The organism is Amycolatopsis sp. NPDC051716, assembly GCF_040681595.1.
Lineage (GTDB): Bacteria > Actinomycetota > Actinomycetes > Mycobacteriales > Pseudonocardiaceae > Amycolatopsis.
On record NZ_JBFAZA010000011.1, the window covers coordinates 155,174 to 180,455 of the forward strand.

Annotated in this window: 28 protein-coding genes; 15 read left to right on the plus strand and 13 right to left on the minus strand. The window is 72.4% G+C overall.

Annotated elements, in window-relative coordinates; all coding sequences use genetic code 11:
- Window positions 1-65 precede the first annotated feature (65 nt).
- Genes AB0M30_RS17525 through AB0M30_RS17540 form a run of 4 tightly spaced genes read left to right on the plus strand, consistent with a single transcriptional unit; the run spans window position 66 to window position 2,217 of the window.
- Window positions 66-1,208: a Xaa-Pro peptidase family protein gene (locus AB0M30_RS17525; RefSeq protein WP_364585049.1), complete on the plus strand. Its 1,143-nt coding sequence runs from the start codon at window positions 66-68 to the stop codon at window positions 1,206-1,208.
- On the plus strand, window positions 1,205-1,660 hold the full coding sequence (locus tag AB0M30_RS17530) for an Lrp/AsnC family transcriptional regulator (protein WP_103342705.1): 456 nt from the start codon (window positions 1,205-1,207) through the stop codon (window positions 1,658-1,660). Before AB0M30_RS17525 ends, AB0M30_RS17530 begins: the two co-directional genes overlap by 4 nt.
- A gap of 46 nt (window positions 1,661-1,706) precedes the next feature.
- The gene (locus tag AB0M30_RS17535) at window positions 1,707-1,931 is read left to right on the plus strand and encodes a hypothetical protein (protein WP_364585050.1); all 225 of its coding nucleotides are present in this window, start codon (window positions 1,707-1,709) and stop codon (window positions 1,929-1,931) included.
- Window positions 1,918-2,217, plus strand: coding sequence for a hypothetical protein (locus AB0M30_RS17540; RefSeq protein WP_013226701.1), 300 nt, complete (start codon window positions 1,918-1,920; stop codon window positions 2,215-2,217). Before AB0M30_RS17535 ends, AB0M30_RS17540 begins: the two co-directional genes overlap by 14 nt.
- Window positions 2,218-2,364: 147 nt before the next feature.
- Here AB0M30_RS17540 and AB0M30_RS17545 read toward each other — a convergent pair whose 3' ends face one another.
- Together AB0M30_RS17545 and AB0M30_RS17550 are read right to left on the minus strand one after the other, a co-directional pair.
- Entirely contained in the window at window positions 2,365-3,444 is a 1,080-nt protein-coding gene (locus AB0M30_RS17545; protein ID WP_364585051.1) for a GDSL-type esterase/lipase family protein, read from the minus strand.
- A 52-nt stretch (window positions 3,445-3,496) separates the two neighbouring features.
- Entirely contained in the window at window positions 3,497-4,129 is a 633-nt protein-coding gene (locus AB0M30_RS17550) for a helix-turn-helix domain-containing protein (protein WP_364585052.1), read from the minus strand.
- Between the two features lie 61 nt (window positions 4,130-4,190).
- Here AB0M30_RS17550 and AB0M30_RS17555 point away from each other — a divergent pair, with 61 nt between their 5' ends.
- Both AB0M30_RS17555 and AB0M30_RS17560 read left to right on the plus strand, forming a co-directional pair.
- Window positions 4,191-4,820 carry an NAD(P)H-dependent oxidoreductase gene (locus tag AB0M30_RS17555; RefSeq protein WP_364585053.1) on the plus strand — a complete coding sequence of 210 codons (630 nt, stop codon included), beginning with the start codon at window positions 4,191-4,193 and terminating at the stop codon, window positions 4,818-4,820.
- Between the two features lie 10 nt (window positions 4,821-4,830).
- A complete protein-coding gene (locus AB0M30_RS17560; RefSeq protein ID WP_364585054.1) occupies window positions 4,831-5,166 on the plus strand; it encodes a rhodanese-like domain-containing protein in 336 nt (111 codons plus the stop codon).
- Here the strand turns inward: AB0M30_RS17560 and AB0M30_RS17565 are convergent.
- A complete protein-coding gene (locus AB0M30_RS17565; protein WP_364585055.1) occupies window positions 5,154-6,056 on the minus strand; it encodes a LysR family transcriptional regulator in 903 nt (300 codons plus the stop codon). The genes AB0M30_RS17560 and AB0M30_RS17565 overlap by 13 nt on opposite strands.
- Before the next feature lie 97 nt (window positions 6,057-6,153).
- Here AB0M30_RS17565 and AB0M30_RS17570 point away from each other — a divergent pair, with 97 nt between their 5' ends.
- Window positions 6,154-6,993, plus strand: a complete 840-nt coding sequence (locus AB0M30_RS17570) for an oxidoreductase (RefSeq protein WP_364585056.1) — start codon at window positions 6,154-6,156, stop codon at window positions 6,991-6,993.
- On the opposite strand, the gene AB0M30_RS17575 is transcribed toward AB0M30_RS17570, so the two are convergent.
- Window positions 6,990-7,343, minus strand: coding sequence for a VOC family protein (locus AB0M30_RS17575; RefSeq protein ID WP_364585057.1), 354 nt, complete (start codon window positions 7,341-7,343; stop codon window positions 6,990-6,992). The two genes, AB0M30_RS17570 and AB0M30_RS17575, sit on opposite strands and share 4 nt — an antisense overlap.
- Window positions 7,344-7,487: 144 nt before the next feature.
- Here AB0M30_RS17575 and AB0M30_RS17580 point away from each other — a divergent pair, with 144 nt between their 5' ends.
- Both AB0M30_RS17580 and AB0M30_RS17585 read left to right on the plus strand, forming a co-directional pair.
- Window positions 7,488-8,690 carry an FAD-dependent monooxygenase gene (locus tag AB0M30_RS17580; RefSeq protein ID WP_364585058.1) on the plus strand — a complete coding sequence of 401 codons (1,203 nt, stop codon included), beginning with the start codon at window positions 7,488-7,490 and terminating at the stop codon, window positions 8,688-8,690.
- A gap of 137 nt (window positions 8,691-8,827) precedes the next feature.
- Complete coding sequence (locus tag AB0M30_RS17585; RefSeq protein WP_364585059.1) at window positions 8,828-9,034, plus strand: hypothetical protein; 207 nt, start codon at window positions 8,828-8,830, stop codon at window positions 9,032-9,034.
- Here AB0M30_RS17585 and AB0M30_RS17590 read toward each other — a convergent pair.
- The 3 genes from AB0M30_RS17590 to AB0M30_RS17600 are packed head-to-tail and all read right to left on the minus strand — an operon-like array spanning window position 9,015 to window position 12,950.
- Window positions 9,015-9,683: an ATP-binding cassette domain-containing protein gene (locus AB0M30_RS17590; protein WP_364585060.1), complete on the minus strand. Its 669-nt coding sequence runs from the start codon at window positions 9,681-9,683 to the stop codon at window positions 9,015-9,017. The two genes, AB0M30_RS17585 and AB0M30_RS17590, sit on opposite strands and share 20 nt — an antisense overlap.
- Window positions 9,680-10,372, minus strand: a complete 693-nt coding sequence (locus AB0M30_RS17595) for an ATP-binding cassette domain-containing protein (RefSeq protein ID WP_360181529.1) — start codon at window positions 10,370-10,372, stop codon at window positions 9,680-9,682. Before AB0M30_RS17595 ends, AB0M30_RS17590 begins: the two co-directional genes overlap by 4 nt.
- Window positions 10,365-12,950, minus strand: coding sequence for an ABC transporter permease (locus AB0M30_RS17600; RefSeq protein WP_364585061.1), 2,586 nt, complete (start codon window positions 12,948-12,950; stop codon window positions 10,365-10,367). Before AB0M30_RS17600 ends, AB0M30_RS17595 begins: the two co-directional genes overlap by 8 nt.
- A 287-nt stretch (window positions 12,951-13,237) precedes the next feature.
- Here AB0M30_RS17600 and AB0M30_RS17605 point away from each other — a divergent pair, with 287 nt between their 5' ends.
- The 4 genes from AB0M30_RS17605 to AB0M30_RS17620 all read left to right on the plus strand — a co-directional run bounded on the left by AB0M30_RS17605 (window position 13,238) and on the right by AB0M30_RS17620 (window position 16,718).
- Window positions 13,238-14,953, plus strand: a complete 1,716-nt coding sequence (locus tag AB0M30_RS17605) for a glycosyl hydrolase family 18 protein (protein WP_364585062.1) — start codon at window positions 13,238-13,240, stop codon at window positions 14,951-14,953.
- 161 nt (window positions 14,954-15,114) lie between these two features.
- Window positions 15,115-15,648 (plus strand): carboxymuconolactone decarboxylase family protein, encoded by a 534-nt coding sequence (locus AB0M30_RS17610; RefSeq protein WP_364585063.1) that lies wholly within the window; start codon window positions 15,115-15,117, stop codon window positions 15,646-15,648.
- A 55-nt stretch (window positions 15,649-15,703) separates the two neighbouring features.
- Window positions 15,704-16,468, plus strand: coding sequence for a hypothetical protein (locus AB0M30_RS17615; RefSeq protein ID WP_364585064.1), 765 nt, complete (start codon window positions 15,704-15,706; stop codon window positions 16,466-16,468).
- Between the two features lie 82 nt (window positions 16,469-16,550).
- Window positions 16,551-16,718 carry a hypothetical protein gene (locus tag AB0M30_RS17620; RefSeq protein ID WP_364585065.1) on the plus strand — a complete coding sequence of 56 codons (168 nt, stop codon included), beginning with the start codon at window positions 16,551-16,553 and terminating at the stop codon, window positions 16,716-16,718.
- Between the two features lie 49 nt (window positions 16,719-16,767).
- Here AB0M30_RS17620 and AB0M30_RS17625 read toward each other — a convergent pair whose 3' ends face one another.
- From AB0M30_RS17625 to AB0M30_RS17645, 5 genes are all read right to left on the minus strand, one after another.
- Window positions 16,768-17,703 carry a zinc-binding dehydrogenase gene (locus tag AB0M30_RS17625; RefSeq protein ID WP_364585066.1) on the minus strand — a complete coding sequence of 312 codons (936 nt, stop codon included), beginning with the start codon at window positions 17,701-17,703 and terminating at the stop codon, window positions 16,768-16,770.
- Window positions 17,700-18,560, minus strand: a complete 861-nt coding sequence (locus AB0M30_RS17630) for a dioxygenase (RefSeq protein ID WP_364585067.1) — start codon at window positions 18,558-18,560, stop codon at window positions 17,700-17,702. The genes AB0M30_RS17625 and AB0M30_RS17630 overlap by 4 nt, the downstream gene beginning before the upstream one ends.
- A gap of 11 nt (window positions 18,561-18,571) precedes the next feature.
- Window positions 18,572-19,363: a citryl-CoA lyase gene (locus AB0M30_RS17635; RefSeq protein WP_364585068.1), complete on the minus strand. Its 792-nt coding sequence runs from the start codon at window positions 19,361-19,363 to the stop codon at window positions 18,572-18,574.
- Window positions 19,356-20,513, minus strand: coding sequence for a CaiB/BaiF CoA-transferase family protein (locus AB0M30_RS17640; RefSeq protein WP_364585069.1), 1,158 nt, complete (start codon window positions 20,511-20,513; stop codon window positions 19,356-19,358). The genes AB0M30_RS17635 and AB0M30_RS17640 overlap by 8 nt, the downstream gene beginning before the upstream one ends.
- A gap of 96 nt (window positions 20,514-20,609) precedes the next feature.
- Window positions 20,610-21,419, minus strand: coding sequence for an IclR family transcriptional regulator C-terminal domain-containing protein (locus AB0M30_RS17645; protein WP_364585070.1), 810 nt, complete (start codon window positions 21,417-21,419; stop codon window positions 20,610-20,612).
- Between the two features lie 141 nt (window positions 21,420-21,560).
- Here AB0M30_RS17645 and AB0M30_RS17650 point away from each other — a divergent pair, with 141 nt between their 5' ends.
- Both AB0M30_RS17650 and AB0M30_RS17655 read left to right on the plus strand, forming a co-directional pair.
- Window positions 21,561-22,976: an amidohydrolase family protein gene (locus AB0M30_RS17650; RefSeq protein WP_364585071.1), complete on the plus strand. Its 1,416-nt coding sequence runs from the start codon at window positions 21,561-21,563 to the stop codon at window positions 22,974-22,976.
- A gap of 16 nt (window positions 22,977-22,992) precedes the next feature.
- Complete coding sequence (locus AB0M30_RS17655) at window positions 22,993-23,496, plus strand: hypothetical protein (protein ID WP_364585072.1); 504 nt, start codon at window positions 22,993-22,995, stop codon at window positions 23,494-23,496.
- Between the two features lie 9 nt (window positions 23,497-23,505).
- Here the strand turns inward: AB0M30_RS17655 and AB0M30_RS17660 are convergent, their stop codons facing one another.
- The gene (locus AB0M30_RS17660) at window positions 23,506-24,996 is read right to left on the minus strand and encodes a right-handed parallel beta-helix repeat-containing protein (RefSeq protein WP_364585073.1); all 1,491 of its coding nucleotides are present in this window, start codon (window positions 24,994-24,996) and stop codon (window positions 23,506-23,508) included.
- Window positions 24,997-25,282: the final 286 nt, after the last annotated feature.

Consider the following 25,282-nt stretch of genomic DNA (forward strand, 5'->3'; position numbering starts at 1 on the left):
CCGGACCGGCATGTCGTGGGCCCGGGCGCGTCCGTCGCCCGCGGCGCCCTACTAGGCTCGGCTTCATGTCGCGCCGTTCCCTCCACACGCCCGCTCCCGACGCCGCCGCCCTGCGGGTGCGGCTGGACCGTGCCCGCGCTGCCGCGGCCGCCGCGGGCACCGATGCCCTGCTGATCGCGCCCGGCTCCGACCTGCGGTACCTGCTCGGGCAGGCCGGGGGCTCGTTCGAGCGGCTCACCACCCTCGTCGTCCCCGCCGACGGCACTCCCGCGCTGGTCGTGCCCAAGCTGGAGGCGCCCGGGTACGCCGACGTCCCCACCGATGACCTCGGCGTGGAGCTGCTGACCTGGGTCGACGGCGACGACCCGTACAAGCTCGTCGCCGACCGGCTCGGCAAGCCCGGCCGGGTCGCCGTCAGCGACTTCACCCCGGCGCTGCACGTCCTCGCGCTGCGGGCCGCGCTGGGGGAGGCCGAGCAGACCCTGGCCGGTCCGGTCGTGCGGGAACTGCGGATGCGCAAGGACGCCGCCGAGATCGCGTCGCTGCGCGAGGCCGGCGCGGCGATCGACCGGGTGCACGCCCGCGTCCACGAGTGGCTGCGGCCGGGCCGCACCGAGGCCGAGGTCGGCGCCGACATCGCCGCGGCCATCGTCGAGGAAGGTCACGTCCGGGCGGACTTCGTGATCGTCGGCTCCGGCCCGAACGGTGCCAGCCCGCACCACGACGTCTCCGAGCGTGTCATCGAGCGAGGTGACGTCGTGGTCATCGACATCGGCGGCCCGCTGCCGGCCGGCTACAACTCCGACTCCACCCGCACCTACGCCGTCGGCGAGCCGCGGGACGCCGACGTGGCCGAGACGTACGCGGTGCTGCAGCGGGCCCAGGCCGCCGCGGTCGCCGCGGTCAAGCCGGGCGTCACCGCCGAGGCCGTCGACGCCGCCGCGCGGGACGTCATCGCCGAGGCGGGCTTCGGCGAGTACTTCATCCACCGCACCGGGCACGGCATCGGCCTGGACGTGCACGAGGAGCCCTACATCATCGCCGGGAACGCGCTGCCGCTGGAGCCGGGGATGGCCTTCAGCGTCGAGCCGGGCATCTACCAGCCGGGCCGGTGGGGCGCCCGGATCGAGGACATCGTCATCGTCACCGAAGACGGCGTCGCGTCCGTCAACAACCAGCCGCACGAGCTCGTCGTGCTGGACGCATGACGACCGGCGGCCTGGAGCCGCTGGACCAGTCGATCGTCCAGGAGCTCGCGTCCGATGGCCGGCGCAGCTTCACCGACCTCGCCGAGCGGGTGGGGCTGTCGGTGTCGGCGGTGCACCAGCGGGTGCGCCGCCTCGAGCAGCGCGGGGTCATCCTCGGCTACACCGCGCGGCTCGACGGCGAGCAGATCGGCCTGCCGCTGACGGCGTTGATCTCGTTGACGCCGAACGACCCGGGCGCGCCGGACGACTACCCGCAGCGGATCCAGCACATCAAGGAGATCGAGTCGTGCTACTCGGTGGCCGGCGACGAGTCCTACATCCTGCTGGTGCGCGTCCAGTCGCCGCTGGCCCTGGAGGACCTGCTGCGCCGGATCCGGGAGGCCGCGAAGGTGTCGACCCGGACGACAGTGGTGCTCTCTACGCCGTTCGAGGGACGTTCGCCGACGTTCTGACACCGGCGCTCCGTCCGGCGGCCGGGGCGCTGGTACGGTAAAAGGTATGGCAACACGTAAGGTCACTCTTTCGCTGGACAGCGGCGCGCTGGAATTCGCCGAACGAGCCGCGAAAGCCCACGGAATCTCGGTCTCGTCCTGGCTGTCGAAGGCGGCCAGGCGCGAGGCGGTGCGCACGGGTTACACGCCGCAGAGGCCGGAACCGGTCTTCGCGGAATCGGACGAGGCCGAGCGCAGCGCGGCGGAAAAGGATCTGCGTGCGCAGGGGTGAAGTCTGGACGTACCACCCCCCGACCGATCCGGCCCGGCAGCGCACGGTGGTGCTGCTGTCCTCGGACGGGGTGAACGAGTCCGAGCGGCCCTGGCTGCTCGGCACCGAACTCCTCGACCGCGACCCGATGGACATCCTCGGCGTGGCGGTCGACGCCCGCTACTGGGTCTCGACGCTCAACCTCACCCGGCTCTACCGCCCGTGGTTCGACGAGCGGATCGCCGAGATCGACCAGGACGTCCAGGAACGCATCGACATCGCGTTGCGGGCCGCCCTCGACCTCTGACCCGCGTACCGGGAGGGTCGGCCGGCGTACCCGGAGAGTCGGTCGGCGTACCTGGAGGGTCGGCTGGTGAGCCGACCCTCCAGGTACGCGAACCGACTTCCTGGGTACGCGAACCGACCGTCCGGGTACGCGAACCGGCCCCCGGGGTCAGCGGGCCACGACCTCCGGGACCGCGTGGAGCTTGCCGTCCGCGCCGGCCAGGCAGGAGGCGTTGCCGTCCTTGGCCGCGATGAACTCCGTCAGGCAGCTGGCGATCGCGGTGTGGCCGGCGGCGTTGGGGTGGAACGACTCCTGCAGCGCGTGCCCGGCGCGCTCGGCCTGGGCGAGGTCGGCCAGCTGCAGCGTCAGCCGGGTGAACCACTCCGTCGCCGGGTTCGCGCCGCCACTGCAGGCTTCGTGCTTGACGCCCGCCTTGGCCAGGTCCAGGAAACGGGCCCCGGTCTGCCGGGCGGCCGCCTTCAGCCCGGACGACAGCACGCCGATGCCGGTCTGGGCGATCCAGCGCAGGTCTTCGGTGCGGAACGGGCAGCCGTCGAGGGTGCGCAGGTTCTCCGGCAGGTCCGGGCCGATCGGGGCCGCGTAGGACTGCAGGATCAGCTGGTAGTCCGCCGGGACGTAGCCGGCGGCGGCCAGCACCGCCTTCACGTCGGACACCGCCTTCGCCACCTTCGGCACCATCGCGTCCACTTTGGACTGCCAGGTCTGCTTCAGCGCCGTGCTGCAGGGCGGGCCGCCGGCGTCGAACCAGGCCTTGAAGCAGTCGTTGACCTGGTTGGAGAACTTCGGCTCGTCGTTCGCGCCGACCGCGATCACCACCGCGGCCACCCGGTGGTCCTTCACCAGGGCGGCCAGCTGCTGCGCTTGCGAACCCTCGGTCCACTGCTTGACGTCGCCGAGCGCGACCTGCTCGGCGGGTGCGCCGGAGCAGGCGAGGTTGACGTGCGCGGTGATACCGGGGGCGGCGATCTTCCCGGCGAAGGCGTTGGGGGAGCGGTGGCACCAGTTGCCGCCCTGGCCGTTGGTGGCGGCCGTGTACTGGCCGGCGCCTTCGCCGGAGACGGTGCTGTCACCCATCGTGACGACGGTGAGCGGGCCGGTGCCCGGCGGGCCCTGCCGGGGCTGTGGCCGCCCGGGCTGGCTTTCGGAGCCGAAGAAGACGAAGAACCCGGCCAGCAAGGCCACGCACGCGAGGACGAGGGCTCCCCAATACCACCGAAGACGTCGCATCGCCGTCGATTCTACGGACCGGGTGATCGACTCCCGATCCGGACACCGTGCGTCACGACAGCCAGGTCCGCACCAGCCGGACGAGCGACCGCGCCAGGGTGGTCGAGCTGATCTCCCGGTCCCGCCGCCAGTGCCGGACCTGCTCGGCGGCGAGCGCCGCGAGCAGGACGTCCGTGGCGATCTCGGCGCCGTCCGCGCCGCCGGTTTCGAGCAGGTGCCGGCAGTGCTGCCGCCACAGGGCGTGCGCGCCGGTCCGGAACCGGGCGCCGGTCGTGGCGGTCTCGGAGAGCAGGACGAGGTCCAGCTGCCGGTCGAGGAGTTCGAGGTAGGCCTCGATGAACGCGCCGAGGCGATCGGCGGGTTCCGCGCCGGGGCCCAGCGGCGGCGGGCCGGTGAGGATCTGCGCCTGGAGCTCGCGTTCGCGCTGGTCGAGCAGGGCCATGGCGAGGCCGCCCTTGTCGCCGAAGCGGCGGTAGAGCGTGCCTTTGCCGACCCCGGCGGCGCCCGCGACGTCGTCCATGGTGACCGCGTCGACGCCGCGCTCGGCGAAGAGTTTCTCGGCGGCCTCAAGGACGCGGATCCGGTTGCGGGCGGCGTCCGCCCGCTCGCGGACGGGCGCGCCGAGGACCGGCAGCTCGGGGGGCGTTGACGAAGCGGACTGCGGTCCGCTACGGTTCGAGGACATAAGCGGACTCTAGTCCGATTCTTCGCCCGGCGGAAGCCGGCACCCCGCAAGGAGCCTCGTCATGCCCGACCTGCTGCACATTTCCGCGTCCCCACGAGGGGAAGACTCCCGGTCGCTGCGTCTGGCAGCTACTTTCCTGGACACCTACCGCAGCCTCCACCCGGACGCCGACATCGACGAATGGGACCTCTGGGACGGCTCGCTGCCCGCGTTCGGCCCGGCCGCGGCCCGCGCCAAGATGACCGTCTTCGGTGGCGGCACCCCGCAGGGCGAGGAAGCCGAAGCCTGGGCGGCCGCGCAGGCGGCGTTCGCCCGGTTCGACGCCGCCGACCGGATCCTGTTCAGCGTGCCGATGTGGAACTCCGGCGTGCCCTACGTGCTCAAGCAGTTCGTCGACGTCGTGTCCCAGCCCGGCTGGATCTTCGGCGTCGACCCGGCCACCGGCTACCGGCACCTGCTCGAAGGGCGCGGCAAGCGCGCCGCGGTCATCTACACCAGCGCGGTGTGGGCCCCGGGGCTCGGCCCGGAGTTCGGCGCGGACTTCCAGGCACCGTTCTTCACCGGCTGGCTGAACTGGACCGGCATCGACGACGTGACCGAGATCCGGTTCCACCCCACCCTCACCGGCGACGCCGGGGAAGCCGCCCGCATCGCCGGCGAAGCCGCCCGCGACACCGCCAAGACCTTCTGAAGGAGCAACCATGACCGAGACCATCGACCGCGACGCGGTCCGCGCCGGGCTCGCCGACGGCACTCTCGTCCTCGTCGACGCGCTGCCCGAGTCCTATTACACGGCCCAGCACCTGCCGGGAGCGATCAACCTTCTCGCCGGCGACGTCGCCGCCGAGGCGCCCCGGCTGCTGCCGGACAAGGCCGCCGCGATCGTCACCTACTGCTCCAACCCCGCCTGCGCCAACAGCGGCCAGGTCGCCGCGCAGCTGGCCCGGCTCGGCTACACCGACGTCCGCAAGTACGCCGCGGGCATCGAGGACTGGGTGCGCGCCGGCCTGCCCACCGAAAGCGGTCAGCCCGCCTGAGTCAGGTCCGTGGCCGCCGCCAGTTCGGCCGCGACCTCGGCGATCGCCCGTACCGCCGGGTTGTCGTTGCCCGGCACCCACACCAGTTCCGTGCGGGCGACATCGCCGTCCAGGGGCACGAACGCCACGCCGGTGCGGCGCAGGCTGTGCGAGGAACGGGCCAGCCGGGTGACGCCGACGCCGGCCGCGACCAGCCCGAGCAGGCCTTGCACGGTGGCGGCCCGCTGCACCACCCGCGGGGTGAAACCGGCCGCGGCGAAGTCGTCGTCGTAGCCGCGGTGCCACGGCTCCCAGCTGCCGCGCGGGGTGAGCACCCACGGCTCGGCCGCCAGGTCGGCCAGCTTCAGCGAGGCGCGCCCGGCCAGCGGGTGGCCGGTAGGCAGCACCGCGCACACCTCTTCGGTCAGCAGCGTCCGGGAGACCAGGTCGCCGACCAGCGGCGGCCGGGTGAACGCCAGGTCGAACCGGCCCTCGCGCAGGCCCTCGACGAGCTCGGCGATCGACGCCTCCGCCGTCGTCACCGCCAGCCCGGGAAGCCGCTCCCGCACCGCGCGGACCACCGGCGGCAGCAGGTAGTTCGCCGTCGTGGCGAGGAAGACGAGCCGGACGTCGCCGATCTCGCCGCGCACCGCCCGGCCGAGCGTCGCGACGGCTTCTTCGGCACGGGCCAGCACCGCGCGGGCCTCGGGCAGGAACAGCCGGCCGACGGCGGTCAGCCGCGCCCCGCGCGCGTCGCGGTCGAACAGCCGCACGCCGAGGGCCCGCTCCAGCACGGTGATCTGCTGGGACAGCGACTGCTGCGCGAGGTGCAGGCCGGCGGCGGCGCGGGTGAAGCTGGTCGCCTCGGCGACGGCGACGAAGTAGCGGAGCTGCCGCAACTCGGGGGTCACAGGCTCCGACTGTAGCCGCGGCAGGACATCGGTGTTGGCGCCGCGGCCGTGATCATCCCCAGGATGGAAGGGAGGAAAGCACTGGGAGGAAACGAAGATGACGAACACCGACGGCCGCGTCTGGCTGATCACCGGCTGCTCCGCCGGCTTCGGCCGGGAGATCGCGCTGGCCGCCCTCGCCGCGGGCGACCGCGTGCTGGCCACGGCCCGCCGCCCGGAAACCCTGGCTGAACTGCGGGAACGCGGGGGCGACCGGCTCCGGACCGCGGCCCTCGACGTCACCGACGCCGGGCAGGTCGACACGGCGGTGCAGGCCGCGCTCGAGGCGTTCGGCCGGATCGACGTCGTGGTCAACAACGCCGGCAGTGGTTCGGTCGGCGCGGTCGAAGAACTCACCTTGACCGAGCTGCGCGAGCTGATGGACGTGATGTTCTTCGGCGCGGTCGGGGTCACCAAGGCGGTGCTGCCGCACCTGCGCGCGCAGGGCAGCGGCACGGTCGTGCAGATCAGCTCGATGGGCGGGCAGCTGTCCCCGCCCGGCTACGGCGCCTACTGCGCGGCGAAGTTCGCCCTGGAAGGCATCTCCGAGGCGCTGGCCGCGGAGGTGGCGCCGTTCGGGGTGCGGGTGCTGATCGTCGAGCCGGGCGCCTTCCGCACCGAGTTCGGCGGCGGCCGCATGCACCGCTCCCGCACGATCGACGCCTACGCGGTGTCGACCGGCGGAACGCGCGAAGCGGTCGAGACCATGGACGGCACCCAGCCCGGCGACCCGGCCAAGGCGGCCGCGGCGATCGTCCGCGCGGTCGGCAGCGACGACGCGCCGCTGCGGCTCGCGCTGGGCGCGGACGCCGTCGAAGCGATCCGCGCCCACCACGAGGCCGTCGCGGCGGACCTGGCCGCCTGGGAGGAGGTCAGCCGGGCCACCGCGCTCGGCTAACCCCGCGCGTCCTGCAGCAGGCCGAGGACGTTGCCGTCGGCGTCGGTGAAGGTCGCCACCAGGCGCCCGTTGCCGACGTCCTTCGGCTCGTCCTTCACCTTCCCGCCCGCCGCGGTCACCTCGGCGAGCTTCGCCTCGATGTCGCCGACGTGCCAGTAGGTCACCGGCCCGGTCATGCCCTGCTGCGCGCCGTTCGGCACCAGGCCGATGTGCTGGCCTTCGGCGTCGTAGCCGACGTAGTAGGGCGCGTCGGCCTGCGGCTCGATGCCGAGCAACGCGGTGTACACGGCCTTGGCGGCGGCCAGGTCGGTGACGGGGTGCAGGACGGTCTTGATCCCCTGGGTGCTCATCTCGGGTGCTCCTGAAGTCGTGGTCTTGCGGTACGCCGGTGACGCTATTCGCGGACCGCTGAACAGCGCTTCTCGATTCCTGATCGGTTGCCGCGGCCGCTACACTCCCGACCGTCATCCGGACAGGCGATGGGGGGAACCGCGATGAGCGGGAACAGGGTTTTGGTGGCCGGAGCGAGCATCGCGGGGCCCGCGCTGGCCCACTGGCTGTGCCGGCGGGGCGCCGAGGTGACCGTGGTCGAGCGGGCCCCCGGGCTGCGTCCCGGCGGGCAGGCGGTCGATGCGCGCGGGGTGGCCAAGGAGGTCATCAAGCGGATGGGGCTGGACACCGCGGTGCGCGCGGCCCGCACCGAGACCGCCGGCGCGCACACCGTGGACGTCGACGGAAATGTGCTGGAGACCTTCAACGCCGACGACAACGGCGGCGACGGGTTCATCGCGGACATCGAGATCCTGCGCGGGGACCTGTCCGAGATACTCCACGAAGACACCCGCGATGCAGTCGAATACGTCTTCGGCGACCGGATCGCCGAGCTCACCCAGGACGCGGACGGGGTCGACGTCACCTTCGCGAGCGGCGCCCGGCGGCGTTTCGACCTGGTGATCGGGGCCGACGGGCTGCACTCCGCCCTGCGCGCGATGGTCTTCGGGCCGCGCGAGCGGTTCGTCCGCCACCTCGGGCTCGTGCTGGCCTTTTACAGCGTGCCCAACGAATTCGGGCTGGATCGCTGGATGATCGACCACCAGGACCCGGCGTCCGGGCGCTCCGCCGGCCTGCGGCCCCTCAAGGACCCCACCCGGGCGATGGCCATGCTGTCCTTCCCCTCGGACGGCTTCGACGTCGACTACCGCGACATCGACGCGCAGAAGGACCTGCTGCGGGAGCGGATGGCCGGCCTGGGCTGGCAGACCCCGCGCATCCTCGCGCACCTGGACGACACCCCGGACTTCTACCTCGACCAGGTCGCCCAGGTGGTCATGGACCGCTGGTCGGCCGGCCGGGTGGGGCTGATCGGCGACGCGGCCTTCTGCTCGTCGCCGATGTCCGGCGGCGGCACCGGGCTGGCCCTGGTCGGCGCCTACCTGCTGGCCGGCGAGCTGGCCGCCGCCGGGTGGGACCCCGAGGCCGGGTTCGCCGGCTACGAGCAGCGGATGCGCTCGTACGTCGAGGCCAACCAGGAAATCGGCCGGCTGCACATCCGGAGCCGTGCGGCGGACGCCGAGGAAGCCGAGCTCGACATGGAGGCGCTGATGCCGTTGATCGAGCGGGCGATCAACGGTGCCGCGTTGCCGGGCTATGCCGGTGTGCCGGATGTGCGGGCGTCGGTCAGTCCAGCAGGGCGGTGAGGACTCCGTCGAGGAGGCGGACGCGGCGGTCGGCGATGCGGTGCGCCTGTTTGTCGTGGGTGGCATGGAGGTGCTGATGCCGTTGATCGAGCGGGCGATCAACGGTGCCGCGCTGCCTGGCTATGCCGGTGTGCCGGATGCCCGGGCGTCGGTCAGTCCAGCAGGGCGGTGAGGACTCCGTCGAGGAGGCGGACGCGGCGGTCGGCGATGCGGTGCGCCTGTTTGTCGTGGGTGGCATGGAGGTGCTGATGCCGTTGATCGAGCGGGCGATCAACGGTGCCGCGTTGCCGGGCTATGCCGGTGTGCCGGATGTGCGGGTTTCGGTCAGTCCAGCAGGGCGGTGAGGACTCCGTCGAGGAGGCGGACGCGGCGGTCGGCGATGCGGTGCACCTCTTCGTCGTGCGTCGCGACGATCACGGCCGCTCCCTCCTCCGCGCACCGGCGCAGCAGCCGCAGCACCCGGGGCGTCGAGCCGGCGTCCAGGTGCGCGGTCGGCTCGTCGGTGAGCAGGACCCGCGGCCGGCCGGCGACCGCGCGGGCCAGCGCCACCCGCTGCTGCTGCCCGAACGAGACCTCCAACGGGTAGCGGTCGCCGAGCTCGCCGATGCCCAGCTCGTCCAGCAGGCCGGTCACCCGCTCGGCGATCGCCGACGGGGCCGGGCGCGGGACGTCGGAGCGCAGCCGCAGCGGCAGGGCGACGTTCTCGGCGATCGTCAGCTCGTTGGCCAGCCCGAGCGCCTGCGGCAGCACCGCGCAGGTGTGCCACGGCGGCGCGCCGCTGATCGGGACGCCGTCGAGCAGCACGCAGCCGGCGTCGGGGGAGTCGAACCCGCACAGCAGGGCCAGCAGCGCGCTCTTGCCCGATCCCGACCGGCCCGACACCGTCACGAGCTCACCGGCGCCGACGCGCAGTTCCAGCCCGCGCAGCACCTCGATGTCGCCGCTGGGATGGGCGAAACTGCGGCGCAGCCCGACCGCTTCCACGAGTGTCATGCCGGCAGCTCCCGTTCTTCGATGCCTTCGAGCGCGCCCTTGTGCAGCCGGGCCACCCGCGCGCCGAGGTCGATCAGGCGTTCGTCGTGCGAGGCGACCAGGACCGCGAAATCCTGGTCCACCAGGTACTGCAGGGTGTCCAGCACCAGGTCGGCCGACGCCTCGTCCAGCTGCGACGTCGGCTCGTCGGCGAGGATCACCGTCGAGCGCGCGGCGAGCACGCACCCGAACGCCAGCCGCTGCTGCTGCCCGCCCGACAGCGCCGAAATCTTCCAGCTGCCGGTGCCGTGCAGGCCCAGCTGCCCGAGGATGTCGTCCGCCGCGCACTCGGTCCCGGCGGCCTCGGCCGCGGCGTGCAGGTTCTCGGCCACGGTCAGGTAGCCCAGCAGGTTGTCGGCCGGGTTCTGGAACACCAACCCCAGGTGGTGGCGCCGCAACGCCCGCCGCTCGCGGTGCTTGAGCTTGCGGACGTCGGCGCCCTGGAACGTCAGCGTGCCGCGCGCGGGCTGCTCGAACAGCCCCAGCACCCGCAGCAGCGTCGACTTCCCCGACCCCGACGGGCCGGCGAGCACGGTCATCCCGCGCGCGGGCACGTCGAGGCTGACGTCGTCGACCCCGGTGACGAGCCCGGCGGGCGTCGGGTAGTCGACGCCGATGCCGCGCAGGGAAAAGATGGGCTTCTCAGGCACGGATCAGCTCCGCGGTCCGGGCGGTGCGCACCGAGCGCACCGCGATCCAGCCGGCCAGCGCGACCACGGCCACGCCGATCGCGACGACGGTCAGCACGAACGGCAGCGGATCCGGGAGTTCCGAACGCGGCGCGAGGAAGGTCGCCGGGTCGAACCGCGGCACCGACAAGCCCGCCACCGAGACCCCGCACACGACGCCGACGACGATCGCCAGCCCGCTCAGCGCCCCCAGCTCCATCAGGTGGCTGGCCAGGAGGGTCCGCGGCCGCATGCCCATCCGCAGCACCAGCGCCCCGGCGAGGGCGTTCTGCCGCCGCCGGACTTCGACCGCCACGAGCAGTGCCAGGATCGCCACCACGCCGAGCACCGCGCCCAGCAGGGCCACGAACGAGAACGTCCACGACACGACGAAGAACGGCAGACCGTCCAAAGCGGACTCGCGGCTGATCCGGTTCGGGAGGTACACCCCCGCCGCGCGCAGCGCGGTGGTCGCCTCCGCCATCGGCGCCGTCGTCAGCACGCTCCACTTCGGAATGCCGTCCAGCTGCGCGTGGCTGAGCACCGTGCGGGATACGACGTAACCGGGGGAGGTGCCGATCATCGGGAACACCGGCAGGTCCCTGGCGACGACCGCGTCGGGCAGGCCGTCGGGCAGCCGGGCGTCCTGTTTGGCCGTGTGCCCGACGCGGAGCACCGGTGTGCCGCGCGGGTCCGGCCGCGAGATCTTCTCGAGCAGCCCGGCCAGGTCGTCGCCGGGCACGCGGTCCACCGCGGCGCCGCGGGTGAACGTCGCCGGGTCGACCACCAGCACCACGCTGCCGGTCCCGGTCAGCTCGCCGACCACCGTGCTCGTCCCCGCCAGCGACGCGGGCATCGGGACCTGGCCCATGCCGATCGGGCTGTCGGTGTCGAGGCGGGCGTTGCTGCCGACGAAGATCGCCGACTTGGTGTCGAGGGCCTCCTCCTGGCCGTCGGCGATGCCGATCCCGGTGGCGAGCGTCCCGATCGCGAGGGTGCCGATGACGAGCACCCCGGTCACCGGGGCGCGGGCGCCGGCCAGCCGCCGGATCGCCAGCTGCAGCGCCGGGCGCGACCAGAACCGGGCCCGGTGCGAGGCGTGCAGCGCCAGCCACGCCAGCCGCGCGGTCAGCAGCCCCACCGTCAGCACCACGAACACCGGGTAGGTCAGGGCGACCGGGTCCACCTGGGGCAGGGGATTGCCCAGCCGTGACGTCGTGCCGTAGTGCGCCAGGCGGGTCCAGCCCAGCCACGCCATGCCCGCGGTCGCCAGTTCCCAGGGGAAGTAGGCCAGCAGCCGGACTCGCTTGCGGCCGCCGCGGCGGATCCGGCCGAGCTCGAACTCCCGGTGCACCCGTACCGCGACGACCAGCGCCAGCAGCGCCAGCGACACCGCGAGCGTCACGGCCGCGACGACGGCGGCGCGCAGCTCGGCCGCCGGATCCGGGGTGCCGGGCGGGCCGTACACGCCGAGCAGCAGCCGCGCCGCGACCGCGCCGGCCGCCCCGCCGAGCAGGATCGGCAGGCCGAGCTCGGCGACGGCGAGCCCGCCGAGTGCCGCCGGGCCGCTGCCGCGCGCGGAGAGCAGCCGCAGCTGCGGGTGCCGCCGCTGGTACCACTGCAGAGCGACCGTGCCGAGGCCCGCGCAGCCGACCAGGACGCTGATCAGCGCGAGCGGCAGGATCGAGACGAACACGTTGTCCTGCGCCTGGCGGGAGATCTGCACCGAACGCTGGAACGTCGGGACGTCGGCGGCGATCAGCGAACCGAGCCCCTGGGCGGTCAGGTCGGCGCGGACGTCGGCGACCAGGTCCTGCGAGCGCTGCTGCAGGTCCTCCGCCGCGCTCAGCGTCGTCGGCGCCGGCTCGTAGAAGGAGACGTGGAAGTACTGCATCGTCGGCAGCCCGATCGCCTGGATCGTGTCGTCGAAGGTCTTGCGGTCGGTGGCGAAGACGATGGAGTCGATCGGGTCGTCGACCAGCCGGTCGATCACGGCACCGGACTGCTGGGAACACCACCACCGCGGCGGCGGGTCGAGCAGGTCGCCGTAGATGCCGGTGATCGGCGGCAGCGGGATGCCCTGCAGGCTCGGCTTGGTGCCGATGCCGATGTGCTCGGCGTCGGCCACCACGTTGCCCAGCCACAGCCCCGGCGTGCGCGCGCCCTGCCGCAGCGTCAGGTTGTCCAGGCCCGCCTGGTCGCGGTAGCCGAGGCGGATCTTGTAGTGCGGGTCGCCGTTGAACTCGGTACCCCGCAGCACGTTCGTGAACTGGCCGACGACGGGCGCGCCGAACCCGTGGGCGGCCGCGTGCCGCTGGATGGTGCCGGTCACCGCGGGGATGTCCCGCACCGGCATGTTGCCCTTGCCGAACATCGGGCCGTAGCTGTCCGGGCAGGTGATGCCCGTCTGGTACCGCACCGCCGCGCCGCCGGCCGCCGAGGCCTGCAGCACCGCGGCGCTGCCGAGGAAACACGCCAGCAGTGCGGTCACGGCCGCCACGACCAGCGTCAGCGGGCTGGAGAGGGCGGCCTTCGGAGCCGCTCGCCACGGCTTGGTCACTGTGCGTCGTCCATTCTTCCCCCACGTCACCCGCATGGACCAGGACGCTACCGGCCACCCCCGGTGGTTGGAACGTTTTTGTTCCGATCGTTGCTCACCCCATGTGTTCAAGCCGGGGGAGGCGCCGCCGAGCAATCCCTACCGCCATCCGGCCTGTTTAGTGGTCTAGACCTTGACGGGCGGATTGGTCTGATCCAATCCTGAGGGGGTTCCCGCCGTGCTCCGCCGCCGCACGGCTCCCCGCCGGCTTTGGAGCGCAGATGCGTCGACGCAGATCTTTCTCCCGATTGTCCGTTTCCCTGGCCCTGGCGGCGTTCTCGGCCGGTTCGCTGGTCGCCGCCGCCGGAACCGCCGACGCCGCCACGCCGCTGCCCGCGCACGTCTTCGCGCCGTACTTCGAAGCCTGGACCGGCGAGAGCCCCGCCGCGCTGGCGCAGCAGTCCGGCGCCAAGCACCTCACCATGGCGTTCCTGCAGGCCGCCACCAAGGGCTCGTGCACGGTGTACTGGAACGGCGACACCGGGATGCCGGTCGCCACCGGCACCTTCGGTGCCGACATCGCCACCATCCGCTCCCGCGGCGGCGACGTCATCCCGTCCTTCGGCGGCTACACCGCCGACAACACCGGCACCGAGATCGCCGACAGCTGCACGAACGTCGACTCGATCGCCGCCGCCTACGAGTCGGTGATCACCACCTACGACGTCCCGCGCCTGGACATGGACATCGAGGACAACTCGCTGACCAACTCCGCCGGGATCGACCGCCGCAACAAGGCCATCAAGAAGGTCCAGGACTGGGCCGCGGCCTCCGGTCGCTCGCTGCAGATCTCCTACACCCTGCCCACGACCACGCGCGGCCTCGCCGACAGCGGCCTGGCCGTACTGCGCAACGCCGTCACCAACGGCACCCGCGTCGACGTCGTCAACATGATGACCTTCGACTACTACGACAACGCCGCCCACGAGATGGCCACCGACACCCAGACCGCCGCGACCGGCCTGGTTTCACAGCTGGGCACGCTCTACCCGGGCAAACCGCAGGCGCAGCTGTGGGCGATGGTCGGGATCACCGAGATGATCGGGGTCGACGACTTCGGGCCGGCCGAGACCTTCACCACCGCCGACGCCGCCACCGTCTACGACTGGGCCGTCGCCAAGGGCATCAACACCCTCTCCTTCTGGGCGCTGCAACGCGACAACGGCAGCTGCCCCGGCGGCGCGGCGGCGGACAACTGCTCCGGCATCGCCCAGGACACCTGGTTCTTCAGCCACGCGTTCGAGCCGTTCACCGGCGGTACCTCCGTGCCCGGCAACGACTTCTCCCTCGCCGCCAGCCCGGCCTCGGCCGCGGTGGACCCCGGCGGCTCGGCGTCGGCGACGGTGACCACCGCCGTGACGTCCGGCTCCGCCCAGCAGGTCACGCTGTCGGTCACCGGCGCGCCCGCCGGCGTCACCGCGTCGGTCAGCCCCGGTTCGGTGACCGCGGGCGGCAGCGCGACGCTCTCGGTCGGCACCACCTCGGCCGCCGTCCCCGGCAGCTACCCGCTCACCGTGACGGGCACCGCCGCCTCCGGCCGCCACAGCACCACCTTCACCCTCACCGTCAAGGGCACCCCGCCCGCGGGCGGGGTGGTCAACGGCGGCTTCGAAACCGGCGCGCTGAGCCCGTGGACCGGCCCCGGCGACGCGGTCGTCGCCTCACCGGCGCACTCGGGCACCCACGCGCTGCAGGTGACGCCCTCGGCGTCGGCCACGGGCGAAGCGGCGCAGAACGTCACGCTCGCCGCGAACCACGCCTACACGCTCACGGCGTGGGTCCAGGGCAGCTACGCCCACGTCGGTGTCCGCGGCGGGGCCACCGCGAGCGCGTGGACCTCGAGCAGCGGCTGGACGCGGCTGTCGGTGCCGTTCACGACCGGCGCGTCCGGGGCGGTGACCGTGTACGTCCACGGCTGGTACGGCCAAAGTGCCGTCTTCGCGGACGATTTCGCGATCGGCTGAGCCGCTTCGGGGGGTCCGGGTGGCGGAGCCCCCGGCCCGGGGCGGAGCCCCGGTGTCACTGAGCTTTCGGCGGCGGCCCGGTTGAGCAACACGGAGGTTGGCCGGGCCGCCGCGGGCCGCGAGACTGCGGGGGACGATCTTTCGCCCACCTGGAGGAATCGATGCCGCACATCCCGCTCGACCCGCAGCTGCCCGGCATCCGGTCGCTGATGGCGTTCCGGCCCGAGACCGCGGTCCCGCTCAACCACCTGGCGCAGACCCTGCTGCGCGGCCCGAGCAGCCTGAGCGTCGGCGAGCGCGAACTGATCGCGGCGGTCGTGTCGAACGGCAACGAGTGCCGCTTCTGCCACGGCTCCCACGCCGCCGCGGCGGCCGAGACCCTCGACGGCGGCCGCACGGTGGTCGACGCGGCCTGCGCCGGGATCGACGACGCACCGGTGGGGGAGAAGGTGAAGGCGCTGCTGCGGATCGCCCTCGCCACCCGCGAGACCGGTCGCGCCGTGACGCCCGAACTGGTCGCGGCGGCCCGCGCGGAAGGCGCCACCGACGTCGAGCTGCACGACACGGTCCTGATCGCCGCGGCGTTCTGCATGTACAACCGCTACGTCGACGGCCTCGCCACGGTGGCCCCGGACGACCCGGCGGCTTACGAGCAGATCGGGAAGGCGCTGGCCGCCGAGGGCTACGGCGGCTGAACCGCATCTCCGACGTCGGATAGGCTCCCGCCGGCAACGTTGAGGGGGGACTTCGATGTCGAGATTCGTCAAGCCCGCACTGTGGACGATCGGGGCGCTCGCCGCCGGCGGGTTCGTCTTCTGGCTGCTGCTGGCGCTGAACATCCCGTACAAGAGCACCGCCGCGCCCGAAACCACGCCGCTCACCACGTCGGCGGCGGCCACCACGGAATCGCCGCCGCCCGTGCCCGGGCCGCCGGCGGAGAGCGAAGCGTGGGTCGTCGACGTCCGGCCGGGCCCCGACGACCACACCGCGCTGCTGCACGTCGAGCTGCCCACCTGTGCTGTCGAACCGCACGTCGAGTTCACCGAGATCGGCGACGGCATCCGGGCCGCCGTCCGGTACCGGGTCCCGGACGGCGCGAAGTGCGGGCAGGCCCCGGCCGACATTCCGGTCAAGACGGTCGCACCGATCGGGAAGCGGCTGGTGATCGTCAACTCCGCGGACCCCTGGGGACTGCGATCCGGCGTCTTCAAGAAGTGCGACCGGGTGGTCGCGTGCGACCCGCCGGCCGACCACTGCGACCCGGCGTGGGTCGCGGAAATCGAGTACAGCACCGAGGCGGAATTCCCCGGCACCACCCGGGCGTGCGACCAGAACTGGCTGATCCACGACCTGCAGCGGCACCGCGGCCAGGCCCCGAACCGGGTCGCCTACCGCTGGGCGGGCAACGGCTGGTCGAGTTTCGCCTCGGCGAAGGGCGGTGGCTGCGGTGAGATCGTGGCCGCCGAACCGAAGTTCCCGACGGCCCTCTGCCAGAACCTCAACCCCGCGGGGTGAGGCTCGCGGTGGCTTTCCGGATTCGGAAGCGGTTTGGAAGCCGGAACCGGCACAATGCGGGGGAACGCGAAGGAGCCTGACGATGAAACGTGCTGTAGCTGCCGCTTTGCTCACCGCGGCCGCGCTCGCCGTGCTCGCCCCCGCGGCGTCCGCGACGAGCGGACCTCCGAACACCCCGTCGCCGGTCGGCGGGGTGGGAAGCGGTCCCTACATCGGCGACGTGCCGCAACCCGGTCCTGGGGGTCAGTGACCGAAGTGGACGAGGACCACGGTGCCTTGAGAAACCCGCTCCGGGTGTCCTAAGGCACCAGCACGACGCGGCCCGGGCGGTGCCACGCCCGGGCCGCCTCCTGCAGCGGGACGCGCTCGTAGCCGACCGTCAGCGCGCCCGTCATCGTCTGCGCCACCACGGTCAGCAGCGCTTCGCGGCGCTCGCCGGCGGTGAGCTCGTTGTTCGTGTAGCCGAGGATGCGCAGCGACCGGCCGCGCAGGACGGCCGAGGGCACCGGGCACACCTCGCCGGCCGCGCTGCCGAGGTTGACCAGCCGGCCGCCCGGGCGCAGGGTGTGCAGCGCCGCCGCGGCCGGGAGCCCGCACACCGGGTCGAGCACCAGGTCGACCGGCCCGGCCACCTCGCCGAGTCGTCGTGCCAGCCCCTCGGCGTCTTCGCCGTCCTCGAGCCGGACCGTGTCGTCCGCGCCGAGCCGGCGGGCCTGGTCCAGCGCCGCGTCCGACCGCGCGCACGCCACCACCCGGCCGGCCCCGGCCACCCGCGCCAGCTGGACGGCCGACTGCCCGACCACCCCGCCCGCGCCGAGCACCAGCACGGTCTCACCCGCGGCGAGTTCGCCCTTGCCCGTCAAGCACATCCACGCCGCGACCGCCGACAGCCCGAGCGCCGCGACGAGCGGGGGATCGGCCTCCTCCGGCAGGGTGACCACGTCGGCGGACGCGGCCACGGCGTGCTCGGCCATGCTGCCGTCACCCGGGCGCATGCCCGCCGCCGTGGCGAACCAGACCGGCTTCCCCGCCAGCACTCCGACCCCTTGCACCCCCGGCACGTAGGGCGTGGCGGGGGTGCCGAAGTAGGACGTGCCGGACGCGCAGAGCAGGTCGAGCGGGGTGATCGGCGCCGCCGTCACGCGCACGGCCACCTCGCCGGGCCCGGGGGCCGGCTCCGCCCGCTCGGCCACGACCGGGGGTTGCCCGGGCGTCCGGATCTCGGCCGCGATCACACCGGCTGCAGGACGAAGTCGTACCGGGCCTCGAGCCACGGCTGCGCCGATTCGCCGCCGTCCGGCGTCGGCCCGGGCTCGCGCGGCTCGAACGCGACCACCAGCTCCTGCTTCGTGCCGAACACGACGTCGCTGTCCAGGTACTGCGCGCCCTCCTGGAACAGGTGCGTGATCAGCGGCTCGAACCCGGCGGCGTTGATCAGGAAGTGCACGTGGGCGGGCCGGAAGTGACTGATGTCGGTGTCCCGGATGAGCGCGCCGACCGGGCCGTCCATCGGGATCGAATACCCCTTCGGCGCGATGGTGCGCAGGCAGTAGGTCCCGTCGGCGCGGCTGGTGTACTTCGCGCGCAGCCGGGCCTCGTCGACGTCGGCGACCTGCGACTCGTACGCGCCTTCCTCGTCGGCCTGCCAGACGTCGAGGACCGCGCCGACGACGGGGAAGCCGTCCAGGCCGCGGACCGTGCCGGTGACGTAGAGCGGCGTACCGGGCAGGCCGTCGGACATGTCGCCGCCGAACTCCTTCTCCGGCGAACCCTCGATGTGGAAGGGGCCGAGCACGGTGGCCGGGGTCGCCTTCGCGTCGAAGGCGTGGTTCATCTGCACCACCAGCATGCTCAGGCCGAGCACGTCGGAGGCGAGGATGAACTCCTCCCGCTTCTCGTCGCTGATCCGCCCGGTGTCGGTCAGCCACCGCATCGCGGCCATCCACTCGGGCTCGCTCAGCCGCACCTCGCGCGCGAAGGCGTGCAGGTGACGCACGAGCGCCGACATCACCTCGGCCGTCCGCGGATCGTGCGCGCTCGCCCAGCGCTGCGCGGCGAGCTCGGTGATGTTGTCCTCGGTGACCAGCTGCATCGGCGTTCCTCTCACGCGTGCGGATCCGGCGGGACCGACCGGTTGTTCAGGTCGACGGACAGGAAGATGTCGTTCGCGACGGGGTGCCGCAGCTCCTCGGCGAGCTGGCCGATCAGCCCGGCGGTGCGGGCCAGGAGCGCGAACCCGCGCAGCAGCTCCAGCGGCAGCCCGAGGTCGGCGAGCGCGGCGCCGCAGACGCCGGCCCCGTTGAGCGGCAGCGTCTTGCCCAGCACCCGCGGGTGCACCCGGCCGATCGCGGCGAACAGCTCCAGGTGCGGGCCGCGCAGGCCTTCGGCGTCGGCGATGGCGAACAGCCGCGGGGTGCGCGGGTCGCCGTCCTTGTGCACGTGGTGCCCGAGGCCGGGGACGAACTTCTTTTCGGCGCGGCGCTTTTCGACGGTTTCGAGCGCGAGTGCGTCCCAGCCCTCGGTGTCGGTGGGCCGTTCGACGCCGGTAAGGACGTCGTGCAGGAAGCGGCCGCAGTCCTCGGTGACGCCGAGGAACCGCGACCCGCCGCCCAGCAGGCCGGCCGCCAGGGCACCCTGGACCGAGTCCGGCGCGGACAGGTACGTCAGCCGCGTGACGATCGCGGTCGGGGTGAAGCCGTGGTCGGCCAGCGCGGCCAGCACCGCCTCGAAGACCCGGGTTTCCCCTTTGGACGGACGTCGCTGCGTCGCCAGCCAGAAGGCGAGCTCGCCGAACCCGACCGTGCCCATGACGTCCTCGGCCAGGTCCTGCCCGAGCAGGGTGATCTTGTCCTTTGTGGATGCCCCGAGGGCGGTTTCGTAGACCGGGTCAGCCATCGGCGGCCTCCGTCAGCCACGCCCGCAGTTCGGCGCCGTGTTCGTCGAGCTCCGGCGGCGGCAGCCGGTAGCCGGCCGGGGTCGCGGAGAACCGGATGGGGTGGCGGGTCGTCGGGACCGCGCGGTCGCCGGCGCCGACCTCGACGATCGGGTCGAGGCCGAAGCGTTCGGCCATCGCGAACCCGCCGTCGATCGTGTTGATCGGTCCACACGGGACACCGACCTTCGTCAGCGCGTCGAACCAGTCCACCGCGCCGCGTTTCGCCAGCCGCTCGACCAGGAGCGGCCGGAGCTCTTCGCGGTTCTTCGTGCGGTCGGCGTTGCGGGCGAACCGCGGGTCGTCCGGGACCTCGGGCAGGTCGAGGACTTCGCACAGCCGGCGGAACTGCCCGTCGTTGGCCGCGGCGACGATCAGGTCGGCGTCGGCGGTCGGCAGCGGTTCGTAGGGGAACACGCTGGGGTGGGCGTTGCCCATCCGGTACGGCACCACGCCACCGGCGGCGAAGGCCGAGCTGTGGTTGACCAACCCGGTCAGCGCCGAGGACAGTAGGTTGACCTCGACGTGCTGGCCCGCACCGGTCGCGTCGCGGTGGCGCAGCGCGGCCAGGATGCCGATCACCGCGTGGTTGCCCGCCATGACGTCGAACACCGAGATCCCGGCCCGGTACGGCGGGCCGTCCGGATCGCCGGTCAGGCTCATCAGCCCCGAGATCGCCTGCACCATCAGGTCGTAGCCGGGCACGTGGGCGCCTTCGCCGGCGCCGAACCCGCTGATCGAGGCGTAGACGCTGCCGGGGTTGACCCGGCGGACCGTCTCGTAGTCCAGGCCGTACTTGGCCAGCCCGCCGGGCTTGAAGTTCTCGATCAGCACGTCCGCGCGGGCCGCCAGCTCGCGCGCGACGACGGCGTCGGCCTCGTCGCGCAGGTCGAGCGCGATGGACCGCTTCCCGCGGTTGACGCCGAGGTAGTAGGTCGAGACGTCCCCGCGCACCGGGGGCATCCACGTGCGCGTCTCGTCACCCTGCGGCCCCTCCACCTTGACGACGTCGGCGCCCAGGTCGGCGAGCAGCATCGTGGCGTACGGGCCGGCCAGCACCCGGGAGAAGTCCGCGACCAGCAGCCCGGACAGCGGGCCGGGGGGTGGTTCCACGCGACGCCTCCACTCGTGTCCGCCTGTCGGACTAGTGTCCGCATTTTGCTCCCGCGTGCCGTTCCGGTCAAGGCAGCGCTGTCGAAGGCGGCGCGGTCACGGGAGTGCGGGCACGGTGACGTGCGGGACGCCGTCCAGCCGCGCGAAGTCCGCGCTGATCTCGCCGGCGGTCTGCAGCAGCAGCGGCAGGTGGTGGTCCAGCAGCTTCTCGACCGGTGTCTCGGCGGCATGGCAGTTGACGTTGACCCCGGCGATCACCCGCCCGGACCCGTCGCGCAGCGGCGCGGCCACCGACCGGATGCCCAGCGCGAGCTGCTCGTCGGTGAGCGCCCAGCCGCGGGCGCGGACCTCACGCAGTTCGGCGTCGCGCTCGGCGCGGTCCGGCTGCCAGCGCGGCACCAGCCCCGACCGGGTCGGTTCCGCGAGCACCGCCTCCAGCTCCGCCGGCGGCAGCGCCGCCAGCTGGACCTTGCCCAGCGACGTCGGCAACGCCGGGAACCGGGTGCCGATCTGCACGCTCAGGCCGACGATCTTCGGCACCGCGACCCGGGCGACGTACACGATGTCCGAGCCGTCGAGCTGGGCGATCGAACACGACTCGTTCGTGCGGGCGACCAGGCGCTCCAGGTGCGGCCGGGCGACGTCCCACAGGCCCATCGAGCGCACGTAGGCGACGCCGAGGTCGAGCACGCGCGGGGTCAGGGCGTAGCCGCGCCCGTCGGTGCGGACGTAGCCGAGTTCTTCGAGGGTGAGCAGGATCCGGCGGGCGGTCGGGCGGGCCAGGCCGGTGGCGGTGGCCACCTCGGCGAGCGTCATCTCCGGCCGGTGCGGCCCGAACGCCGTGATCACCTCGAGCCCGCGCGCCAGCGCTTCGATGAAATCGGGACCGGTTCCCTCGCGTGGCATGCGCCACCTCCCTCTCCGATGGTCCTGCCCGCAGCGTAGCCGCGGGGATTGACACCGGCGCGGCACTGGGCAAAGGTGACTTCACCCGCCGAATGTCCGTGGAGCGGACAAGTGTACGCAGTGCTCGTAATGGAGGCAGTCATGTCCGGATCGATCGTCCTGCGGGGTGGCACCGTGCTGACCCTCGACGACGCGCGCCGCGTCCTCACCGGCGAAGACGTCCTCGTCGAAGGCGACCGGATCACCGCGATCGGGCCCGCGCTGGAGGTCCCGGCGGGCACGACCGAGATCGACGCCTCCGGCGGCATCGTCATGCCCGGGATGATCGACACTCACCGCCACCTGTGGCAGACGGCCATGCGCGGCTACGGCGCCGACTGGACGCTGACCCAGTACTTCGTCTGGTACTACCTCGAGTGGGGCAAGGTGTTCCGCCCCGAGGACATCTACGCGGGCAACCTGCTCGGCGCGTGGGAGGCCCTGGAAGCGGGCGTCACGACCACCGTCGACTGGTCCCACGGCCTGCAGACCACCGGGCACGCCGACGCGGCGGCCGACGCGCTCGAAGCCGTGCCCGGCCGGTTCGTCCTGGCCTACGGCAACATCCAGGACGCCCCGGCGAACTGGACGGGCACGGGGGAGTTCCGCGACTTCGTCTCGCGGCGCACGGGTGGTGACCTCGGCTTCCAGCTCGCCTTCGACGTCACCGGTGACCCGGCGTTCCCCGAGAAGCCGGCCTTCGAAGTGGCCCGCGACCTCGGCGTGCCGGTGACCACGCACGCCGGCGTGTGGGGCGCGACCGGCGACGACGGCATCCGGCTGATGTACGACCACGGGTTCATGACGCCCGAGACGATCTACGTCCACGGCGCCTCGCTGTCGGCCGACTCCTACCACCGCATCGCCGCCACCGGCGGCTCGGTGTCGGTCTCGACCGAGAGCGAGCAGAGCGCCGGCCAGGGCTATCCGCCCACCTGGGCGCTGCGCAAGTACGGCATCCCGGTGTCGCTGTCGATGGACACCTCGGTGTGGTGGAGCGGCGACCTGTTCTCGGCCATGCGCGCCACCCTGGGCGCCGACCGGTCCCGGGAGCACCTGGAGGCCCACGCCACGGGCGAAACGGTGACGCACGCGGCTTTGCGCGCGGAACAGGTGGTGGAGTGGGCCACCCGCGGCGGTGCCGCGGCCCTGGGCCGCTCGGACCTGGGCAGCCTCGAGGTCGGCAAGAAAGCCGACGTCGTGCTGCTGAAGAACGACGACTCCCCGGTGTCGTTCCCGCTGCTGAACCCGTACGGCCACGTGGCGTTCCAGGCCCAGCGCGCCGACGTCCACACCGTGCTGGTCGGCGGCCGGGTGGTCAAGCGCGACGGCAAGCTGGTCGGCGCCGACCTGCCCGCCGTCCGGCGGCACGTCGAGGGGACGGTGGAGCACCTGCGCGCCCAGCTGGGCGAGGAGGCGTGGCAGCAGGGGATGAACCCCGACGTCCCCGAGGCGAAGATCCTCGACAACCCGTACACCTACACCGACTACCAGAGCGGCACCACCCACGGCGGCTGAGCTACCGTTTCCCACCGTGGCCCAGGTCTTCGTCCAACCCGCCTACGGCACCGCGGACGCCCGCCGCTACGGCGCGGAATCCCTCGACCGGACCGTTGCCTTCCGCGAGCTCGCCGACCTGCTCGAGCCCGCGGACCTGGCCCGCCTCGACGCCCTGCACCCGGGCGGCCGGGCCCGGTTCTGGGGTGCGAGGGACAAGTACGACCGCCGGATGGACACCGTGACCACCGGCGACGTCGTGCTCTTCACCGGCCGCAAGCACGTCCAGGCCGCGGCGGAGGTGGGCCACGGGTTCCGCAACCCCGCCTTCGCGCGCCGCCTCTGGAACCCGGACCCGGGCAAGTGCCTGTTCAGCAACGTCTACAGCCTGCGTCGCTACCGGCGCGTCGAGCTGCCCTACGAGGCGATCTGGGCGCTGCCCGGCTTCAACCCCGGCGACAACTTCATGGGCCTGCGGTTCCTGGACGAAGCGAAGTCCGCCGCCGTGCTGGGCCTGCTTTCCGGCGCCTCCGCGCACTGAGCACGCCGATCAGCAGCGCGGCATCACGTCGTCGAAGGTCGCGCAGTTGTCCTGGTACCAGGGGATCGACTGCCACTCGTCGGCCGTCAGGATCCGGGACGTGTCGCCCGCGACGAACTTCCAGGGGCCGTAGTAGGAGTTGCTGAACCAGTAGTTGCCCTGGTCGCGGGTGATGGCGTCCTGGACGATCTTGCCCTGGTACGGCGACCAGGACGGGTACGTCCCCCAATTGGACAGCAGCGCCATCTTGCCGCAGACCCCGTTCGTGCAGCCGGCGACGGCCGGGTCGAAGCGGAACGTGTTGTCGTGCACCTCGACCAGCTGGGTCTTCCAGCGGCAGTCGTCGTACAGCGGCGGCGACGCGATGCCGGGCGCCGAGCACTGCGTCCGGTCGGCGACGAGCTTGGTGCAGGTGTTGATCGAGGTGTTGGCCGGGCTGTTGCAGAACCGGTCGGCGTTCTCCCAGGCGGTGATGCCGGACCAGTTGTCCTCGAAGGTGTTGTCGTAGATGTCGATGAGGTGGGTCCGGGCCGGCACGCGCGGCTCGCCGCCCGACTCGGACAGGTAGACGCTCGCCACCGGGAAGTTGTCACCGCGGTCGGCGCGGCGCTTGCCCGCCACCAGGCTGTTGCGGCGCAGGACGTTGTCGCGGAACACGAGGTTGTAGCTGATCTCGTAGAACAGCGCCTCGGCGTCGTTGTCCTCGATGAGGTTGTTCTCGATCAGGAAGTCGTTGTTGTCGGTGTCGGCCCAGAGCCCGGCGCCGTGGTTGTGGTGGATCCAGTTGCCGCGGACGTCGGCCTTGTCGACGACCCAGAACTTGACCCCGCCGCTGCAGCCGCATCCGGGACTGCGCGTTTCCCAGTCGTCGGTGTTGTTCCCCGAGATTTCGTTGCCTTCGATGATCAGCGCGGTGATCGTGCTGTCCGATCGGTAGGCGTTCATGCCGTATTGCCCGTTGTTGCGCAGGCAGCTGTGCCGCACCTCCTGGCGGGCACCGGCCATGATTCCCGCGCCTTTGTTGTTCTGCACGGTGGTGTTTTCGATGATCCAATGTTCGCCGGAATCGTGGTTCACCACGCCCTGGTCCTGCGGGGCGACGAAGTTCTGGATGGTGAGCCCGCGGATGACGACGTCCTTCGCCTGCTGGGTGAAGGCCGCGCGGTTGATGCCCTGCCCGTCGAGCACCGCGCCCGGGGCGCCGAGGTAGACGTCGCCGTCCTTGGGGATGACCTGGCCGAACGGGTCCGTCGCCAGCAGGTGCGTGCCCGCGGGCAGCCAGAACGTCGTGCCGGGCGGCGACTCCTGCGACTTGTGGTAGAGGTCGCCGGGCACCGCGGCGTCGATGGCGACCGCGCCCGCGGGGGCCGTCGTGTTGGCCAGTGGCTGGTGATCGCACACCGGCCCGGGCGTCACTTCGGCGGCGGCCACCGCCGGGCCGGGCGGCACCACGAACGCGGCCAGCAGAACGACAGCCAAAATGGATCTGATCGGCGACATGCCGTGAACCTACGCAATTGACCGCGCAATGGCTTGGGCCGAACGAGTCCATTCCTGCGCTTTTCGGGTGTACCAGGTACCGAAAAAACCAGTGATTACTCCACGACTGTGAATACCGTGGGAACAATCGGTGGACGGTTCTGTTACCGTGGCCCGGCGGCGGCTCGTGGCCGGAATTCGCCGCCGATGCGGCGCTCGGGACGCCCATCCGGCTCTCCGTGGGTGAGCCACCTGCCGCGCTCCGGGCGGCCGCCCGGCGGAGTGCGGCCGGGGTCGATCGGCCGAC

Bases quoted from the DNA above. Each gene is read 5' to 3' on its own strand.
- AB0M30_RS17525 (WP_364585049.1), top strand. From the start codon at position 66: ATGTCGCGCCGTTCCCTCCACACGCCCGCTCCCGACGCCGCCGCCCTG.
- AB0M30_RS17530 (WP_103342705.1), top strand. From the start codon at position 1,205: ATGACGACCGGCGGCCTGGAGCCGCTGGACCAGTCGATCGTCCAGGAG.
- AB0M30_RS17535 (WP_364585050.1), top strand. From the start codon at position 1,707: ATGGCAACACGTAAGGTCACTCTTTCGCTGGACAGCGGCGCGCTGGAA.
- AB0M30_RS17545 (WP_364585051.1), bottom strand. From the start codon at position 3,444: ATGCGACGTCTTCGGTGGTATTGGGGAGCCCTCGTCCTCGCGTGCGTG.
- AB0M30_RS17550 (WP_364585052.1), bottom strand. From the start codon at position 4,129: ATGTCCTCGAACCGTAGCGGACCGCAGTCCGCTTCGTCAACGCCCCCC.
- AB0M30_RS17555 (WP_364585053.1), top strand. From the start codon at position 4,191: ATGCCCGACCTGCTGCACATTTCCGCGTCCCCACGAGGGGAAGACTCC.
- AB0M30_RS17560 (WP_364585054.1), top strand. From the start codon at position 4,831: ATGACCGAGACCATCGACCGCGACGCGGTCCGCGCCGGGCTCGCCGAC.
- AB0M30_RS17570 (WP_364585056.1), top strand. From the start codon at position 6,154: ATGACGAACACCGACGGCCGCGTCTGGCTGATCACCGGCTGCTCCGCC.
- AB0M30_RS17575 (WP_364585057.1), bottom strand. From the start codon at position 7,343: ATGAGCACCCAGGGGATCAAGACCGTCCTGCACCCCGTCACCGACCTG.
- AB0M30_RS17580 (WP_364585058.1), top strand. From the start codon at position 7,488: ATGAGCGGGAACAGGGTTTTGGTGGCCGGAGCGAGCATCGCGGGGCCC.
- AB0M30_RS17585 (WP_364585059.1), top strand. From the start codon at position 8,828: ATGCCCGGGCGTCGGTCAGTCCAGCAGGGCGGTGAGGACTCCGTCGAG.
- AB0M30_RS17590 (WP_364585060.1), bottom strand. From the start codon at position 9,683: ATGACACTCGTGGAAGCGGTCGGGCTGCGCCGCAGTTTCGCCCATCCC.
- AB0M30_RS17610 (WP_364585063.1), top strand. From the start codon at position 15,115: ATGCCGCACATCCCGCTCGACCCGCAGCTGCCCGGCATCCGGTCGCTG.
- AB0M30_RS17615 (WP_364585064.1), top strand. From the start codon at position 15,704: ATGTCGAGATTCGTCAAGCCCGCACTGTGGACGATCGGGGCGCTCGCC.
- AB0M30_RS17620 (WP_364585065.1), top strand. From the start codon at position 16,551: ATGAAACGTGCTGTAGCTGCCGCTTTGCTCACCGCGGCCGCGCTCGCC.
- AB0M30_RS17630 (WP_364585067.1), bottom strand. From the start codon at position 18,560: ATGCAGCTGGTCACCGAGGACAACATCACCGAGCTCGCCGCGCAGCGC.
- AB0M30_RS17635 (WP_364585068.1), bottom strand. From the start codon at position 19,363: ATGGCTGACCCGGTCTACGAAACCGCCCTCGGGGCATCCACAAAGGAC.
- AB0M30_RS17645 (WP_364585070.1), bottom strand. From the start codon at position 21,419: ATGCCACGCGAGGGAACCGGTCCCGATTTCATCGAAGCGCTGGCGCGC.
- AB0M30_RS17650 (WP_364585071.1), top strand. From the start codon at position 21,561: ATGTCCGGATCGATCGTCCTGCGGGGTGGCACCGTGCTGACCCTCGAC.
- AB0M30_RS17660 (WP_364585073.1), bottom strand. From the start codon at position 24,996: ATGTCGCCGATCAGATCCATTTTGGCTGTCGTTCTGCTGGCCGCGTTC.